This is a genomic window from Enterobacter hormaechei subsp. hoffmannii (assembly GCF_001729745.1).
GTDB classification, from domain to species: domain Bacteria; phylum Pseudomonadota; class Gammaproteobacteria; order Enterobacterales; family Enterobacteriaceae; genus Enterobacter; species Enterobacter intestinihominis.
This window is the reverse complement of the sequence record NZ_CP017186.1, coordinates 355682-370791: the sequence shown is the minus strand read 5'-3', so window position 1 is coordinate 370791 and position 15110 is coordinate 355682. Positions and strand designations below refer to the sequence as shown.

Sequence of the window (15110 nt, the reverse complement as noted above, 5' to 3'; positions counted from 1 at the left end):
AAAAAGAGGGGGCAATCACGCACTAAATATCTCTTCCACCATGCCATCCACCAGTCGTTTTGCCGAACAGAGTCTCGGCATACCCAGCGCGACCGTTTGCCAGCTCTGCGTCACTGACCAGCTCACCGGATGTTTATCCGCCTGACACCAGTCCCCCAGCCAGCCAAGCATATCTTTATAATCCATCAGACCAGGAGAAGCGGGCGTCGTCAGCCACTGATGGTAAAAATGCCGGGTGGTGGGAGAAGCGTTAATCCCCTGTGCCAGATAGTTTGCGGCCATGCTGCGCAGGTTATCTTTCAGCATGGCCGCCACATCACTATTCGCCAGACGACAGGCATCGCCAAACGCGCCCCAGCGCAACTCTTCCAGCACGATAAAGCAGCGGCCAGCCAGCGACCAGCCGTCATACTGCCCGGCTCGCCAGCGGGTAAAAATTTGCTCGCTGTGCTCACCCGCCTGAACCGTAAGGCCGCGCTGCGCGAGCGCTTTCTCTTTATAGGCGGCACGCTGGTTGAAATGTGCGGAGAGCGCCTCGTACTGTTGCAACAATCCGGAAGGTTGAGGGAGGCGTGGATTAACCTGCTGGCGCAGGGCTACCAGCTTGTCGGACATGCGGGTCAGCGCCAGGTGTCCGGGGTCGAGCATACCGGCCAGTTTCTCCGCCAGACCCAGCCGCAGTGCTGCATTTTCGTTGAGCATTCCCGCCATTGCCCATGGCCGCAACCGGGTCTGCGTAACGATCTCCTGCGTCAAACGCTCACGAAATTGCAGTTGCTGTGGCCCCAGGAGGGTGTGACGAGCAGCATCCGCCCCCTGGACCAAATCGACCATAAATTTTGGATGAATACACTCCAGCGTCCGCCCGGGACCGTCCAGTAGCTGTGTTGTCATGGTTGCTCTGCCGCGAATAAGGTTTGAATATCATCGCGTAACAGTCGGGTATCTTCCTGAATCCACGCCGCTGTGGTCATACTTTGCTTCAACAACTGGCTAAGCGCCCGGGTTGAATGCTCATTCTGCTGCCGCACGGCAAGGCTATCACGCAAGCTTTCCTGTAACCCGGTCAGGCACAACGAAAACTCTGCAAAGAACGTTGCCATACCTGCCGTAACAGAGACATCGACCTGCGCGGCCAAAGCTTTACGTATTTGATCGCAAAACTGATCGGTATGCTGCGTAAATTTGCCATGAAGCTGGGCGATATCGATGACATATCGGGTGCGCGTCTCCACATACGCTTCCCAGCCCCAGCCGGGATGATTGAGCCAGCGCGAGACGGTATTACGTACGCTGCCCGCCCCTGCAGGCTGACTGGCGGGAGGGGTGTCCTGCACAATGGCATCATTAAATAAGCCGCGCGTATTGAAGTTAAGCTGGTTTGCCTGAAACGCCGGAAAGCTAATCCGCGCCCGAAAGCCGGCATGACTGAGCTGTTCCTTAATTTGCATCTCGATGGGGCGCATCGCCTCATTCAACGATCGGGCGAGCGTAGACTCCAGCTGATCGAAGCGTAACGCCAGCTCCCGGCTAATTCTGCTCTGCGCATTCAGCAAAATCTGCTCGCATGACGATCGGATCTTGCTCAGGACAATCTGTGCCTGCCCTTCATCGTCAAGCACCAGTTGCTGGTTCCCATCCGTGTCGTCTGTACGCATGCTGGATGGCTCGCGCCCGGCTAAATCAAGAATTAACGGGCGGCTAAACATGTCGTCCAGCGCCTGGTGAAGTTCGCCTTTCTGACTAAGCAGAAATGTATCCGCTGCGTTGAGCGCCTCTTCAACTTCATGCTGGACCTCATCGCTCACTACGCTCTGCCGCTGACGCAGCATCGCCATGTACTCTTCCAGGCGCTTAATATTCCGCTCCAGCTCATCAAAGGCGACCGTCAGTCCCTGATGGCGAAAATCCAGGTATTCTCTGGCATTTTGCGCATAGTTCAGCAGCTTATGCGATGCCGACCGCAGGGCGAACAGCGAGGCGTTGGCGTAAGCCGCGTAAATCAGCTTGCGGATGGGCTGTTCGAACAGCGAATCCTCCCACAGCAGATCCGCCGCATGGCGAATATGGTCACTATCGTCGAGATCGGCCGTACGCCAGCGGCGGCCCAGCGCGGCCTCGGCAAAATCCTGCACCCAACGCTGATCCTGATGATCGGGAAGCCGCCCATGGGTGTTCATCTCATAGCGGGCGCGGTTTGCCAGGTAGGCCCACATGGAAGAGACCGGATAAATTTGTCCCGGAGAAATATTCCCTTTCATCAGCGTGCCGGAAATCATCGCCCGTACCTGCTCTTCATCGTCGCTGTTACGATCTTTCTGATCGAATTTGTTGACCAGGGCGTAAAGCGGCACGGATTTCCCCGCCGCCGAAATTGCCTGACGAACCTCGGCGTCGGAAATGGATTTAAGCTGGGTATAGTCCATCACCGCCAGCACGGCGGAGGCGCGCGCCAGCTGCTCGCTGAGCATTTTTTGCAGGTGCGGCTGACCGGCCTCGTTCGGCCCCGGCGTGTCGAGCAGCGTCAGTTGCCCCAGGTGCGCATCCAGACCGGCGAGGTGCACAAATTCCACCTCAATCACCGGAATATGTTCAATCGCGGCGTACTCAGAAAAAGGAAACTCCACGCCCAGCGCCTGCGAAAGCCGCACCAGATCGTTCAGGCTTTTCAGACAATGAAAGATGGGCTCCGCGCCCAGGTGATGTTTTCCAAACGCCTCACCTCTTTCGATGCGCTCCAGCAGCGTATTCATGTCCTTGTCGATTTCCAGACGCCGCGCCAGCTTGCCGCGATCTTTATCGCACAATTTCGTCTGCAACTGGGAAATCAGGGTATCAATGGGCGCAACGTGCAAAAAATGCAGCACCGGCTCCTTCTGGCCCGGCGTATGGCGGATCAGCGTGGGCAGCGCCGTCATCGGACGATTGCGGTTCGGCAGCACTTCCGTGCCCACAATCGCATTAATGGTGGTCGATTTTCCCGCTTTCATGGTACCCACAATCGCCAGCACCATTTCGAGGCGGGTTATTTTGCGTAATTCGTTATTCAGCAACGCCTGCTGAGCGTCGACACCCCGCGCGCTAAAATGTAATGGCAAAACGTTGTTATTAACGCCGCTCATGGCAGCGGCTGTGCTATCCAGCTTTGCAATCGGCATTGATTTTAATGAATCAAGATTGTTCAGAGCCAGCTGTAACAAACGTTCGGCTTCCTGGCTTAATTCAAATATGGTCTGTGTGTGCATGATAAAAGCCTTCCCTTAACGCAAATTTATTACTTTTATTAAGCCACGTTTTTTTAATTATACTGTTCAGGCTTATATGATCACGTATGGAAAACATGTTCATTTAATACAAGTAACTGAAGATAATGAGAATTTAAATCTCACCCTTCTAATACGTGTAAAACATCCCTCTGGTCAGAAGACCAAAAGTAAATAGACAAAACGCATTTTCAGGAAACATCAGGAGATATCATCGTTATTTACCCACCAAAAAAGAGAGGTATTCCCTGACACCAAAAGATGTATAGCATCAGAAAGGATAGATAAATAACGGCTTGTTCCTTCACCTTATCCGAAATGGCACAGCGTAGCAATTTGCTGTAATAAAATATTCGATATATTTATCATCATAACGATCACTGCCGTGCAGGGCATAAGCTTCCCTTAATTCACTGACAGTTCGTGTCATCTTTTACGCATTTTTGCGCTATTTTTCTAAAACAATATCACCGACAAAAGTGGGGATTTGCGTTATACTCGCTGCCTTTTTCGGCACACTGCCGTCATTTAGCTGGCGTTTTCCAGCGTGTTAACACTTTTGAGGATACCAACATGCAACTTCCACACTGCCCGAAATGCAATTCTGAATACACCTATGAAGACAATGGCATGTTCGTTTGCCCGGAATGCGCCCATGAATGGAACGATGCGGAGCCTGCGCAGGACAGCGATACGCTGATTGTGAAAGACGCGAACGGCAACCTGCTGTCAGACGGCGACAGCGTTACCGTTGTGAAAGATCTGAAGGTAAAAGGCAGTTCTTCCATGCTGAAGATTGGTACCAAAGTGAAAAACATCCGTCTTGTTGAAGGCGATCATAATATCGATTGCAAAATTGACGGCTTCGGTCCGATGAAACTGAAATCTGAGTTCGTGAAAAAGAACTGATTGACCCGCCCGGTGACGCTTCGCTTACCGGGCGTTCGGGAACTACACTTAACGGGCTTTTCTTACGTGAGGTAAAGATTATGCCGTTAAGTCCCTACATCTCTTTCGCTGGCAACTGTGCGGAGGCCACCGCCTTCTATCAGCAGGCCGTCGGCGCAGAACTCCTCTACAAAATCACCTTCGGCGAAATGCCTAAAGACGAAAACAGCGAAGAAGGCTGTCCGTCCGGCATGAACTTTCCGGATACCGCCATCGCCCACTCTAACGTCCGCATCGCGGGCAGCGACATTATGATGAGCGACGGGATACCGCCTGGCAGCAGCGCGCAATACGCGGGTTTCACACTGGTGCTCGACACCCAGGATGTGTCGGAAGGCAAGCGCTGGTTCGACAACCTCGCCGATGGCGGCAATATTGAAATGGCCTGGCAGGAGACCTTCTGGGCGCACGGATTCGGCACTGTAACCGACAAATACGGCGTGCCGTGGATGATTAACGTCGTTAAATCGTAGGCTGGATAAGCGCAGCGCATCCGGCAACAGCGTCCGGTGGCGCTGCGCTGACCGGGCCTACGGTGATTGTCATCAAATCCCCCTCAACTCTTCAAACTCCCGCAACCAACACTTAACCTGAATGTCATATTGATGCGCCAGCATGAGGCCACATTTATCGTGAGGCCCAGCACATGCAAACTGTCATTCGCGTCGAGAAACTGAGCAAAACCTTCCATCACAACAAGGCGCTGCATGCCGTTGATCTGACCGTCCAGCAGGGCGAAATGGTGGCGCTGCTGGGGCCATCCGGTTCAGGAAAATCCACCCTTCTTCGTCACTTAAGCGGCCTCATTACCTGTGACAAAACGCCGGAAAGCCGCGTCGAGCTGCTGGGTAACACCGTGCAACATGCGGGGCGTCTGGCGAGCGATATTCGCAAAAGCCGCGCGCAGACGGGCTATATCTTTCAGCAGTTCAACCTTGTGAACCGCCTGACGGTGCTCGAGAACGTGCTGATTGGCGCGCTCGGCAGCACCCCGTTCTGGCGCACCTGCCTGCGCTGGTTCTCCCCTTCCCAGAAACAAGAAGCCTTACAGGCGCTGACCCGCGTCGGCATGGCGCATTTTGCCCACCAGCGCGTCTCAACGCTCTCCGGCGGACAGCAGCAGCGCGTCGCCATCGCCCGCGCCCTGATGCAGAAAGCCAAAATCATTCTGGCCGATGAGCCTATCGCCTCGCTGGATCCGGAATCGGCCCGCATCGTGATGGAAACCCTGCGCGACATCAACCAGAACGACGGCATCACCGTGGTGGTGACGCTGCATCAGGTGGATTACGCCCTGCGCTACTGCGAGCGCATCGTCGCCCTGCGTCAGGGCCACGTGTTCTTCGATGGCGCCAGCCATCAGTTTGATAACGAACGTTTTGATCATCTCTACCGCAGCGTAAACCGCGTCGAAGAACGCGCGCAGGCTGCTTAACGCCCCGATAACGAGGAATGGAAATGAACTACAAAGCCGTTGCCGCGCTGGCCTTCACCAGCATGTTCAGCATCAGCACCCTGTTAAGCCCGGCCTGGGCAGAGGAACAGGAAAAAGCGTTGAACTTTGGCATCATTTCAACGGAATCACAGCAAAACCTGAAGCCGCAGTGGGAACCGTTCCTGAAAGATATGGAAACCAAACTGGGGATCAAAGTGAACGCCTTCTTCGCCCCGGACTACGCGGGCATTATCCAGGGAATGCGCTTCAACAAAGTCGACATCGCGTGGTACGGCAACCTCTCTGCCATGGAAGCGGTAGATCGCGCCAACGGCCAGGTCTTTGCCCAGACCGTTGCAGCAGACGGCTCCCCGGGCTACTGGAGCGTGCTGATCGTTAACAAAGACAGCCCGATCAACAACCTCAACGATATGCTCGCCAAACGCAAAGAGCTGACCTTTGGTAACGGCGACCCGAATTCTACGTCCGGCTTCCTCGTCCCGGGTTACTACGTCTTCGCGAAAAACAACATCTCCGCCAGCGACTTCAAGCGCACGGTTAACGCCAGCCACGAAACCAACGCCCTGGCCGTAGCGAACAAGCAGGTAGACGTTGCCACCAACAACACTGAAAACCTCGACAAGCTGAAGACCTCCGCGCCGGACAAGCTGAAAGCGCTGAAGGTGATCTGGAAATCGCCATTGATCCCGGGCGACCCGATTGTGTGGCGTAAAAACCTCTCCGAAAGCACCAAGGACAAGGTCTACGACTTCTTTATGAACTACGGCAAAACGCCGGAAGAGAAAGCGGTGCTGGCGCACCTGGGCTGGGCACCGTTCCGCGCGTCCAGCGATTTGCAGCTGGTGCCGATTCGCCAGCTGGCGCTGTTTAAACAGATGCAGGGCGTGAAGGACAACAAAGGTCTGAAGGAAGAAGAGAAGACCAGCAAAGTGTCGGAAATTCAGGCGCAGCTGGACGATCTCGACCGCCTGACCGCCGCGCTAGGCGCGATGACCAGCGTGAATAAAGCGGTGCAGTAACTCAAGTCCCCTCTCCCTTGAGGGAGAGGATTAGGGTGAGGGGAAAGGCGCACGCTGATGCCCTCACCCCAGCCCTCTCCCACAGGGAGAGGGAGAACAGATTAAGGAGCCAACATGCAAACCATCACCCTCCCGCCGCCAAAGCGCAGCTGGTTCTCGCTCATAAGCTGGGCCGTTCTGCTGGCGGTGCTCGTTATCTCCTGGAAGGGCGCGGAGATGGATCCGCTGCTGCTCTTCAGGGACTCGGGCAACATGGCGACCTTCGCCGCCGACTTCTTCCCGCCGGACTTCAGCCAGTGGCAGGACTACCTCAGTGAAATGGCCACCACCCTGCAAATCGCCGTCTGGGGCACCGCCCTCGCCGTGATCCTCTCCATTCCGTTTGGCCTGATGAGCGCCGAAAACATCGTGCCGTGGTGGATCTACCAGCCGATGCGTCGCCTGATGGATGCCTGCCGCGCCATCAACGAAATGGTCTTTGCGATGCTGTTCGTGGTCGCCGTCGGCCTGGGTCCGTTCGCTGGCGTGATGGCGCTGTTCATCCACACCACCGGCGTACTCTCCAAGCTGCTCTCCGAAGCGGTTGAAGCCATCGAGCCCGGCCCGGTGGAAGGCATCCGCGCAACCGGCGCGAACAAAATCGAAGAGATCCTCTACGGCGTCCTGCCGCAGGTCATGCCGCTGCTCATCTCCTATTCGCTATACCGCTTCGAGTCCAACGTTCGCTCCGCCACCGTGGTCGGCATGGTGGGCGCAGGCGGTATTGGCGTCACCCTGTGGGAAGCGATTCGCGGTTTCCAGTTCCAGCAAACCTGCGCATTGATGGTGCTTATCATCGTCACCGTCAGCCTGCTGGATTTCCTCTCTCAACGCTTGCGTAAGCACTTCATCTGAGAAGCGAGGCTTTGATTGGTATGCACTTATCCAGACATCCGACCAGTTACCCTACCCGCTGGCAAGAGATTGCGGCAAAGCTCGAAGTGGAGCTGCGCACGCACTATCGGTGCGGCGACTACCTGCCTGCCGAGCAGCAGCTTGCCGACCGCTACGAAGTGAATCGCCACACCCTGCGTCGCGCCATCGATCAGCTGGTGGAACGCGGCTGGGTCCAGCGTCGTCAGGGCGTCGGCGTGCTGGTGCTGATGCGTCCGTTTGACTACCCGCTCAATGCTCAGGCGCGTTTTAGCCAGAACCTGCTCGATCAGGGCAGCCACCCCACCAGCGAAAAGCTGCTGTCTGTCCTGCGCCCGGCCTCCCGCCACGTAGCGGACGCGCTGGGGATTCAGGAGGGCGACAACGTCGTTCACCTGCGCACGTTGCGCCGGGTGAACGGCGTGGCGGTCTGTCAGATCGACCACTACTTCGCGGACCTCTCCCTCTGGCCCGTGCTGCAACATTTCGCCAGCGGTTCCCTGCATGATTTTCTTCAGGAGGCGACGGGTATCGCGCTCAAACGCACCCAGACGCGCATCAGCGCCCGCCGCGCGCAGGCTAAAGAGAGCAAGGTGCTGGAGATCCCCAACATGGCCCCGCTGCTCTGCGTGCGCACCCTCAACCACCGTGACGGCGACGTCAACGCAACGGAATACTCCGTCAGCCTGACCCGCGCCGACATGATTGAATTTACCATGGAGCACTGAATGCACTTCGACACCTCCACTCGTCAGCGCTGGATGCGCGTGCTGGCCCACAGCCAGCCTGCTGCGCTGGCTGCCCGTATGAACGCGCTCGGCCTGACGCCGGACTACGACACGATCCGCGCGCCGGAGATCGGCCTGGTGCAGATCCAGGCACGCATGGGCGGCACCGGCGAGCGCTTCTTCGCCGGCGATGCCACCCTCACCCGCGCGGTGATCCGCCTGAGCAGCGGCACGCTGGGCTACGGCTACGTACTTGGGCGCGACAAAACACACGCCGAGCGCTGCGCCGTGATCGACGCGCTTTTACAGGAACAGCCGCATTTTCAGACCTTAATGGAAACCCTTATTGCCCCGCTGGAAGCTGACCGCGCCGCACGCCTTGCCGCGCGTCAGGCCGAAGTGAATACCAGCCGGGTCGACTTCTTTACGCTCGTTCGCGGAGACAACGCATGACGCTTCAACCTGCCTTTACCCTGGCCGTCCAGGATGCCCAACAGAGTTTCCGTCGCCTGCTGAAAGCCATGAGCGAGCCCGGCGTGATCGTCTCGCTGCACCAGCTTTCGCAGGGCTGGCTGCCGCTGAATCTCGCCTCTACCAGCGTGCTGCTGACGCTGGCGGACAACGACACGCCGGTATGGCTGTCAGGGGCATTGCTGAACGATATCGCCAGCCAGAACCTGCGCTTTCATACCAACGCGCCGCTGGTCGAGCAGCCCCAGCAGGCGGTCTTCGCCGTGGCAGACGAGCAAATCAGCCACGAGCAGCTTAACGCCCTGAGCGAAGGCAGCGCCGTCGCCCCGGAAACCAGCGCCACGCTGATTTTGCAGGTCTCCAGCCTGAGCGGTGGTCGCATGCTTCGCCTGACGGGTGCAGGCATCGCCGACGAGCGGATGGTCGCCCCCCAGCTGCCGGAGTGCATCATCCATGAGCTGACCGAGCGCCCGCATCCGTTCCCGCTCGGTATCGACCTGATCCTGACCTGCGGCGAGCGCCTGCTGGCGATCCCGCGAACCACTCACGTGGAGGTGTGCTGATGTACGTTGCCGTCAAAGGGGGCGAGAAGGCGATCGCCGCCGCCCATGCCTTGCAGGCGCACAGACGCCGGGGGGATGACGCTCTTCCCGAGCTGAGCGTCGCCCAGATTGAACAGCAGTTAAATTTGGCCGTCGACCGCGTGATGACCGAAGGCGGCATCGCGGACCGTGAGCTGGCGGCGCTGGCGCTGAAACAGGCCAGCGGCGATAACGTGGAAGCCATCTTCCTGCTGCGCGCTTACCGCACAACGCTTGCGAAGCTGGCGGTGAGCGAGCCGGTAAATACGGCGGAAATGCGTTTAGAGCGCCGTATTTCTGCGGTGTATAAAGATATTCCTGGCGGCCAGCTGCTTGGCCCCACCTACGACTACACCCATCGTCTGATGGACTTCGCTCTGCTGGCAAACGGTGAAACACCGCAGCTCAGCGCCTCTGATGCTGAACAAGACGCCTCCCCGCACGTCTTTAGCCTGCTGGCAAACCAGGGGCTGGCGAAGGCGGAAGAAGACACCGGCAGCACACCGGATGACATCACCCGCACGCCGCCGGTCTATCCCTGTTCGCGCTCGTCCCGTCTGCAACAGCTGATGCGCGGCGACGAAGGCTATCTGCTGGCGCTGGCCTACTCCACGCAGCGCGGCTACGGGCGCAACCACCCGTTCGCGGCAGAGATCCGCAGCGGCTATCTCGATGTCGAAATTGTGCCAGAAGAGCTGGGGTTTGCGGTGAACATCGGCGAACTGCTGATGACCGAGTGCGAAATGGTCAACGGTTTTGTCGCGCCAGAAAATGAAGATCCACACTTTACCCGCGGCTACGGGCTGGTGTATGGCCTGAGCGAGCGCAAGGCGATGGCGATGGCGCTGGTTGACCGTGCGCTCCAGGCGCCGGACTACGGCGAGCATATTGCAGGGCCGGCACAGGACGAAGAGTTCGTGCTGGCCCACGCGGATAACGTTGAGGCCGCGGGCTTTGTCTCGCACCTCAAGCTGCCGCACTACGTCGATTTCCAGGCCGAACTGGAACTGCTGAAACGCCTGCAACGGGAGCGCGCCAATGGCTAACTTAAGCGGCTACAACTTTGCCTATCTGGACGAGCAAACTAAACGCATGATCCGCCGCGCCATCCTTAAGGCTGTGGCGATCCCCGGCTACCAGGTGCCGTTCGGCGGCCGCGAAATGCCGATGCCCTACGGCTGGGGCACCGGCGGTATTCAAATCACCGCCAGCGTGATTGGCGAAGCGGACGTGCTGAAGGTCATCGACCAGGGGGCAGACGACACCACCAACGCCGTGTCGATCCGCAACTTCTTCAGGCGCGTAACGGGCGTCAACACCACTGAAAAAACCGAAGACGCGACGCTGATCCAGACCCGTCACCGCATTCCGGAAACCCCGCTGACGGAAGATCAGATTTTGATTTTCCAGGTGCCGATCCCGGAGCCGCTGCGCTTTATCGAGCCGCGGGAAACCGAAACCCGCACCATGCACGCCCTGGAAGAGTACGGGATCATGCAGGTCAAACTGTATGAGGACATCGCCCGCTTCGGCCATATCGCCACCACCTACGCCTACCCGGTGAAGGTGAACGGCCGCTACGTGATGGACCCGTCGCCGATCCCGAAATTCGATAACCCGAAGATGGACATGATGCCCGCCCTGCAACTTTTTGGTGCCGGACGTGAAAAACGCATCTACGCCGTACCGCCGTTTACCCGCGTAGAGAGCCTGGATTTCGACGATCACCCGTTTACGGTGCAGGAGTGGGACGAGCCGTGCGCCATCTGCGGATCCAAACACAGCTATCTGGATGAAGTGGTGCTGGACGACACGGGCAAACGGATGTTTGTCTGCTCCGACACCGATTACTGCCGCCAACAGAGCGAGGCGAACAGCCAATGAAACCGCTGCTTTCGGTTAACAACCTGACTCACCTTTATGCGCCGGGCAAAGGCTTTAGCGACGTGTCGTTTGAGCTGTGGCCGGGCGAAGTGCTGGGCATCGTCGGCGAGTCCGGCTCCGGTAAAACCACCCTGCTGAAGTCCATCTCCGCGCGCCTGACGCCGCAGAATGGCGACATTTTGTATGAGGGCGCATCGCTGTACGGCATGAGCGAAGCCGAGCGCCGCCGCCTGCTGCGCACCGAGTGGGGCGTGGTGCATCAGCACCCGATGGACGGCCTGCGCCGTCAGGTGTCAGCGGGGGGCAACATCGGCGAACGGCTGATGGCCACCGGCGCACGCCACTACGGCAATATCCGCGCCACGGCGCAGCACTGGCTGGAGGAAGTTGAAATCCCCGCCTCGCGCATCGACGACCTGCCGACCACCTTCTCCGGCGGCATGCAGCAGCGTTTACAGATTGCCCGCAATCTCGTCACCCATCCGAAGCTGGTGTTTATGGACGAACCGACCGGCGGGCTGGACGTATCCGTGCAGGCTCGCCTGCTCGACCTGCTGCGCGGCCTGGTGGTGGAGCTGAACCTGGCGGTGGTGATTGTCACCCATGATTTAGGCGTCGCGCGCCTGCTGGCGGACCGTCTTCTGGTGATGAAGCAGGGTCAGGTGGTGGAAAGTGGGTTAACCGACCGGGTGCTCGACGATCCGCATCATCCGTATACCCAGCTGCTGGTGTCGTCGGTGTTGCAGAACTGAGGGCGCTGTTGCCGGGTGGCGCTGCGCTTACCCGGCCTACGAACAGCGCACCTGTAGGCCGGGTAAGGCGAAGCCACCACCCGGCAAAACGAACACCGCACCTGTAGGCCGGGTAAGGCGAAGCCGCCACCCGGCAAAACGAACACCGCACCCGTAGGCCGGGTAAGGCGAAGCCGCCACCCGGCAAAACGAACACCGCACCCGTAGGCCGGGTAAGGCGAAGCCACCACCCGGCAAAACGAACACCGCACCCGTAGGCCGGGTAAGGCGAAGCCGCCACCCGGCAAAACGAATCGCGAGGCAAAAATGATCCACGTTGAAAATGTCAGTAAAACCTTTGTGCTCCACCAGCAAAACGGTGTCCGCCTGCCGGTACTGCAAAATGCCTCATTAGAGGTCAGCAACGGCGAATGCGTGGTGCTGCATGGCCATTCCGGCAGCGGAAAATCCACCCTGCTGCGCTCCCTGTATGCCAACTACCTGCCGGACGAAGGCCATATCCATATCCGCCATAACAATGAATGGGTCGATCTGGTCCAGGCTCCCGCGCGCAAGGTGCTGGAAGTACGCCGCTCGACGATCGGCTGGGTCAGCCAGTTCCTGCGGGTGATCCCGCGGATCTCTGCCCTGGACGTGGTCATGCAGCCCCTGCTGGATCTCGGCGTGCCGCGCGAAACCTGCGCCGCTAAAGCCGCCAGCCTGCTGACGCGTCTCAACGTACCGGAGCGTCTGTGGCACCTCGCCCCGTCGACCTTTTCCGGCGGCGAACAGCAGCGCGTGAACATCGCCCGCGGCTTTATCGTCGATTACCCGATTTTACTCCTGGATGAACCCACCGCCTCGCTCGACAGTAAAAACAGCGCAGCGGTGATGGAACTGATCGAACAGGCCAAAGCGCGCGGCGCGGCGATCGTCGGGATCTTCCACGACGACGCCGTACGCCATCGCGTGGCGGACAGACTGCACCCGATGGGGACAAACGTATGATTATCAATAACGTCAGGCTGGTACTGGAAAATGAAGTCGTGAACGGCTCGGTTGAGGTCCGGGACGGTTTCATCCGCGCCTTTGCTGAAACCCAGAGCCGCTCACCGGACGCGATGGATGGCGAAGGCGGTTGGCTGCTGCCGGGGCTGATTGAGCTGCATACCGATAATCTTGATAAATTTTTCACGCCCCGCCCGAAGGTCGACTGGCCCGCGCATTCAGCGATGAGCAGCCACGACGCGCTGATGGTCGCCAGCGGCATCACCACGGTGCTGGACGCGGTGGCGATCGGCGACGTGCGCGACGGCGGCGATCGGCTGGAGAACCTGGAGAAGATGATCAACGCCGTGGAGGAGACGCAAAAGCGCGGCCTCAACCGCGCCGAGCACCGCCTGCACTTGCGCTGCGAGCTGCCGCACCACACCACCCTGCCGCTGTTTGAAAAGCTGGTGGGCCGCGAGCCGGTCTCGCTGGTTTCCCTGATGGATCACTCGCCGGGGCAGCGCCAGTTCGCCAACATTGAAAAGTATCGCGAATACTATCAGGGCAAATACGCGCTCAATGATGCCGAGATGGCGCGCTATGAAGAAGAGCAGCTCCAGCTTGCGGCGCGGTGGTCGCAGCCGAATCGTCTCTCCATTGCCGCGATGTGCCGTGACCGTAATATTGCCCTGGCCAGCCATGATGATGCCACGCACGACCATGTTCGCGAATCCCACCAGCTTGGGAGCGTGATCGCCGAATTTCCCACCACGTTCGAGGCGGCAGAGGCATCGCGTAAGCATGGCATGAACGTGCTAATGGGTGCGCCGAACATCGTGCGCGGCGGGTCACACTCCGGCAACGTGGCGGCAAGCAAGCTCGCCTCCCTCGGCCTGCTGGATATCCTCTCATCTGACTATTACCCCGCCAGCCTGCTGGACGCGGCCTTCCGCGTCGCGGACGACGAAGGCAATAGCTTCACGCTGCCGCAGGCAATTCGTCTGGTGACGAAAAATCCGGCCTCGGCGCTTAATCTTCACGATCGCGGGGAAATTGCCGAGGGGAAACGGGCCGATCTGGTGCTGGCGCACCGTAAGGGCGAGCATATTCATATCGACCACGTCTGGCGTCAGGGAAAAAGGGTGTTCTGATGGGAAGACTCATCTGGTTAATGGGCCCGTCCGGCTCCGGGAAGGACAGCCTGCTGTCGGCGTTACGGCAGCGGGAACACTCACAGCTGCTGGTGGCGCACCGCTATATCACGCGCGATGCCAACGCCGGAAGCGAAAACCATATCGCCCTGAGCGAGCAGGAGTTTTTTACCCGCGCCGGACAAAACCTGCTGGCGCTAAGCTGGCATGCCAACGGTTACTACTATGGCGTCGGCATTGAGATCGACCTCTGGCTGCACGCGGGGTTCGACGTGCTGGTTAACGGCTCACGGGCGCATCTCCCGCAGGCTCGCGCCCGGTACGAAGCGGCGCTGCTCCCGGTCTGTTTGCAGGTTTCCCCGGAGGTTCTGCGTAGCCGGCTGCAAAAGCGGGGGCGCGAAAACGCACGCGAGATCGACCAGCGGCTGGAACGGGCGGCGCGCTACACCCCGTCGGGTTGCCATCTCCTCAATAACGACGGAAGTTTGCTACAGTCAGTCGAGACCTTTCTATCGCTTATTCGCCAGAAGGAGAAACAGCATGCCTGACTGCCAGCTTCGCCCCGCCACCGCCGACGATGCGCCGATCGTTTACGCTCTGATCTGCGAACTTAAGCAGGCCGAGTTCGATCATCAGGCGTTTCACGCCGGGTATCTGGCCAACTTGCAGGATCACAATATGCGCTACCAGCTGGCCGAGCTGGACGGGAAGATCATCGGGATGATCGGCCTGCACATGCAGTTTCACCTGCACCACGCCCGCTGGATCGGCGAGATCCAGGAGCTGGTGGTGATGCCGCAGGCGCGCGGATTGAAAGTGGGTAGCCAGTTGCTGGCTTGGGCAGAGGAGATCGCACGCCAGGCAGGCGCCGAGCTGACCGAGCTTTCCACCAGCGTGAAGCGCGTGGACGCGCACCGTTTTTATGTTCGTGAAGGGTATACGCAAAGCCATTTCCGCTTCACCAAACCGCTGTAGA

17 protein-coding genes are annotated in these 15110 nt (G+C 58.8%); 15 read left to right on the top strand and 2 right to left on the bottom strand.

All coding sequences use genetic code 11. The features are described from left to right. Positions 1-15: 15 nt before the first annotated feature. Both BFV65_RS01770 and crfC read right to left on the bottom strand, forming a co-directional pair. Positions 16-894 carry a diguanylate cyclase regulator RdcB family protein gene (locus tag BFV65_RS01770; RefSeq protein WP_022646791.1) on the bottom strand — a complete coding sequence of 293 codons (879 nt, stop codon included), beginning with the start codon at positions 892-894 and terminating at the stop codon, positions 16-18. Next, positions 891-3245: a clamp-binding protein CrfC gene (gene crfC, locus BFV65_RS01765; RefSeq protein WP_069596158.1), complete on the bottom strand. Its 2355-nt coding sequence runs from the start codon at positions 3243-3245 to the stop codon at positions 891-893. The genes BFV65_RS01770 and crfC overlap by 4 nt, the downstream gene beginning before the upstream one ends. A 591-nt stretch (positions 3246-3836) precedes the next feature. Between crfC and BFV65_RS01760 the strand changes: the two genes are divergently transcribed. The 15 genes from BFV65_RS01760 to phnO all read left to right on the top strand — a co-directional run bounded on the left by BFV65_RS01760 (position 3837) and on the right by phnO (position 15109). Then, positions 3837-4172 carry a zinc ribbon domain-containing protein YjdM gene (locus BFV65_RS01760; RefSeq protein WP_022646789.1) on the top strand — a complete coding sequence of 112 codons (336 nt, stop codon included), beginning with the start codon at positions 3837-3839 and terminating at the stop codon, positions 4170-4172. An 80-nt stretch (positions 4173-4252) separates the two neighbouring features. After that, positions 4253-4684: a VOC family metalloprotein YjdN gene (gene yjdN / locus BFV65_RS01755; protein ID WP_022646788.1), complete on the top strand. Its 432-nt coding sequence runs from the start codon at positions 4253-4255 to the stop codon at positions 4682-4684. A gap of 173 nt (positions 4685-4857) precedes the next feature. Beyond that, positions 4858-5646, top strand: a complete 789-nt coding sequence (gene phnC, locus BFV65_RS01750) for a phosphonate ABC transporter ATP-binding protein (RefSeq protein WP_003860210.1) — start codon at positions 4858-4860, stop codon at positions 5644-5646. Positions 5647-5669: 23 nt separating this feature from the next. After that, on the top strand, positions 5670-6686 hold the full coding sequence (phnD, locus tag BFV65_RS01745; protein WP_022646786.1) for a phosphonate ABC transporter substrate-binding protein: 1017 nt from the start codon (positions 5670-5672) through the stop codon (positions 6684-6686). Positions 6687-6800: 114 nt separating this feature from the next. Then, the gene (phnE, locus tag BFV65_RS01740) at positions 6801-7580 is read left to right on the top strand and encodes a phosphonate ABC transporter, permease protein PhnE (RefSeq protein WP_022646785.1); all 780 of its coding nucleotides are present in this window, start codon (positions 6801-6803) and stop codon (positions 7578-7580) included. Positions 7581-7600: 20 nt separating this feature from the next. After that, positions 7601-8326, top strand: a complete 726-nt coding sequence (gene phnF / locus BFV65_RS01735; RefSeq protein ID WP_022646784.1) for a phosphonate metabolism transcriptional regulator PhnF — start codon at positions 7601-7603, stop codon at positions 8324-8326. Further along, positions 8327-8779, top strand: a complete 453-nt coding sequence (gene phnG / locus BFV65_RS01730) for a phosphonate C-P lyase system protein PhnG (RefSeq protein WP_023299115.1) — start codon at positions 8327-8329, stop codon at positions 8777-8779. Continuing rightward, positions 8776-9360 (top strand): phosphonate C-P lyase system protein PhnH, encoded by a 585-nt coding sequence (gene phnH, locus BFV65_RS01725; protein WP_003860219.1) that lies wholly within the window; start codon positions 8776-8778, stop codon positions 9358-9360. The genes phnG and phnH overlap by 4 nt, the downstream gene beginning before the upstream one ends. After that, positions 9360-10424 carry a carbon-phosphorus lyase complex subunit gene (locus BFV65_RS01720; RefSeq protein WP_022646782.1) on the top strand — a complete coding sequence of 355 codons (1065 nt, stop codon included), beginning with the start codon at positions 9360-9362 and terminating at the stop codon, positions 10422-10424. Before phnH ends, BFV65_RS01720 begins: the two co-directional genes overlap by 1 nt. Then, positions 10417-11262, top strand: coding sequence for an alpha-D-ribose 1-methylphosphonate 5-phosphate C-P-lyase PhnJ (phnJ, locus tag BFV65_RS01715; RefSeq protein ID WP_023299113.1), 846 nt, complete (start codon positions 10417-10419; stop codon positions 11260-11262). Before BFV65_RS01720 ends, phnJ begins: the two co-directional genes overlap by 8 nt. After that, the gene (gene phnK, locus BFV65_RS01710; RefSeq protein ID WP_006177354.1) at positions 11259-12014 is read left to right on the top strand and encodes a phosphonate C-P lyase system protein PhnK; all 756 of its coding nucleotides are present in this window, start codon (positions 11259-11261) and stop codon (positions 12012-12014) included. Before phnJ ends, phnK begins: the two co-directional genes overlap by 4 nt. 306 nt (positions 12015-12320) lie before the next feature. Then, a complete protein-coding gene (gene phnL / locus BFV65_RS01705; protein WP_022646780.1) occupies positions 12321-13001 on the top strand; it encodes a phosphonate C-P lyase system protein PhnL in 681 nt (226 codons plus the stop codon). After that, positions 12998-14134, top strand: coding sequence for an alpha-D-ribose 1-methylphosphonate 5-triphosphate diphosphatase (phnM, locus tag BFV65_RS01700; RefSeq protein WP_069596157.1), 1137 nt, complete (start codon positions 12998-13000; stop codon positions 14132-14134). The genes phnL and phnM overlap by 4 nt, the downstream gene beginning before the upstream one ends. Next, entirely contained in the window at positions 14131-14682 is a 552-nt protein-coding gene (gene phnN / locus BFV65_RS01695; protein WP_032621424.1) for a ribose 1,5-bisphosphokinase, read from the top strand. The genes phnM and phnN overlap by 4 nt, the downstream gene beginning before the upstream one ends. After that, complete coding sequence (gene phnO, locus BFV65_RS01690; RefSeq protein WP_022646777.1) at positions 14675-15109, top strand: aminoalkylphosphonate N-acetyltransferase; 435 nt, start codon at positions 14675-14677, stop codon at positions 15107-15109. The genes phnN and phnO overlap by 8 nt, the downstream gene beginning before the upstream one ends. Position 15110: the final 1 nt, after the last annotated feature.

Bases quoted from the DNA above. Each gene is read 5' to 3' on its own strand.
- phnM (WP_069596157.1), top strand. From the start codon at position 12,998: ATGATTATCAATAACGTCAGGCTGGTACTGGAAAATGAAGTCGTGAAC.
- phnE (WP_022646785.1), top strand. From the start codon at position 6,801: ATGCAAACCATCACCCTCCCGCCGCCAAAGCGCAGCTGGTTCTCGCTC.
- phnO (WP_022646777.1), top strand. From the start codon at position 14,675: ATGCCTGACTGCCAGCTTCGCCCCGCCACCGCCGACGATGCGCCGATC.
- yjdN (WP_022646788.1), top strand. From the start codon at position 4,253: ATGCCGTTAAGTCCCTACATCTCTTTCGCTGGCAACTGTGCGGAGGCC.
- phnC (WP_003860210.1), top strand. From the start codon at position 4,858: ATGCAAACTGTCATTCGCGTCGAGAAACTGAGCAAAACCTTCCATCAC.
- crfC (WP_069596158.1), bottom strand. From the start codon at position 3,245: ATGCACACACAGACCATATTTGAATTAAGCCAGGAAGCCGAACGTTTG.
- phnH (WP_003860219.1), top strand. From the start codon at position 8,776: ATGACGCTTCAACCTGCCTTTACCCTGGCCGTCCAGGATGCCCAACAG.
- BFV65_RS01720 (WP_022646782.1), top strand. From the start codon at position 9,360: ATGTACGTTGCCGTCAAAGGGGGCGAGAAGGCGATCGCCGCCGCCCAT.
- phnJ (WP_023299113.1), top strand. From the start codon at position 10,417: ATGGCTAACTTAAGCGGCTACAACTTTGCCTATCTGGACGAGCAAACT.
- BFV65_RS01770 (WP_022646791.1), bottom strand. From the start codon at position 894: ATGACAACACAGCTACTGGACGGTCCCGGGCGGACGCTGGAGTGTATT.
- BFV65_RS01760 (WP_022646789.1), top strand. From the start codon at position 3,837: ATGCAACTTCCACACTGCCCGAAATGCAATTCTGAATACACCTATGAA.
- phnF (WP_022646784.1), top strand. From the start codon at position 7,601: ATGCACTTATCCAGACATCCGACCAGTTACCCTACCCGCTGGCAAGAG.
- phnD (WP_022646786.1), top strand. From the start codon at position 5,670: ATGAACTACAAAGCCGTTGCCGCGCTGGCCTTCACCAGCATGTTCAGC.
- phnG (WP_023299115.1), top strand. From the start codon at position 8,327: ATGCACTTCGACACCTCCACTCGTCAGCGCTGGATGCGCGTGCTGGCC.
- phnL (WP_022646780.1), top strand. From the start codon at position 12,321: ATGATCCACGTTGAAAATGTCAGTAAAACCTTTGTGCTCCACCAGCAA.
- phnK (WP_006177354.1), top strand. From the start codon at position 11,259: ATGAAACCGCTGCTTTCGGTTAACAACCTGACTCACCTTTATGCGCCG.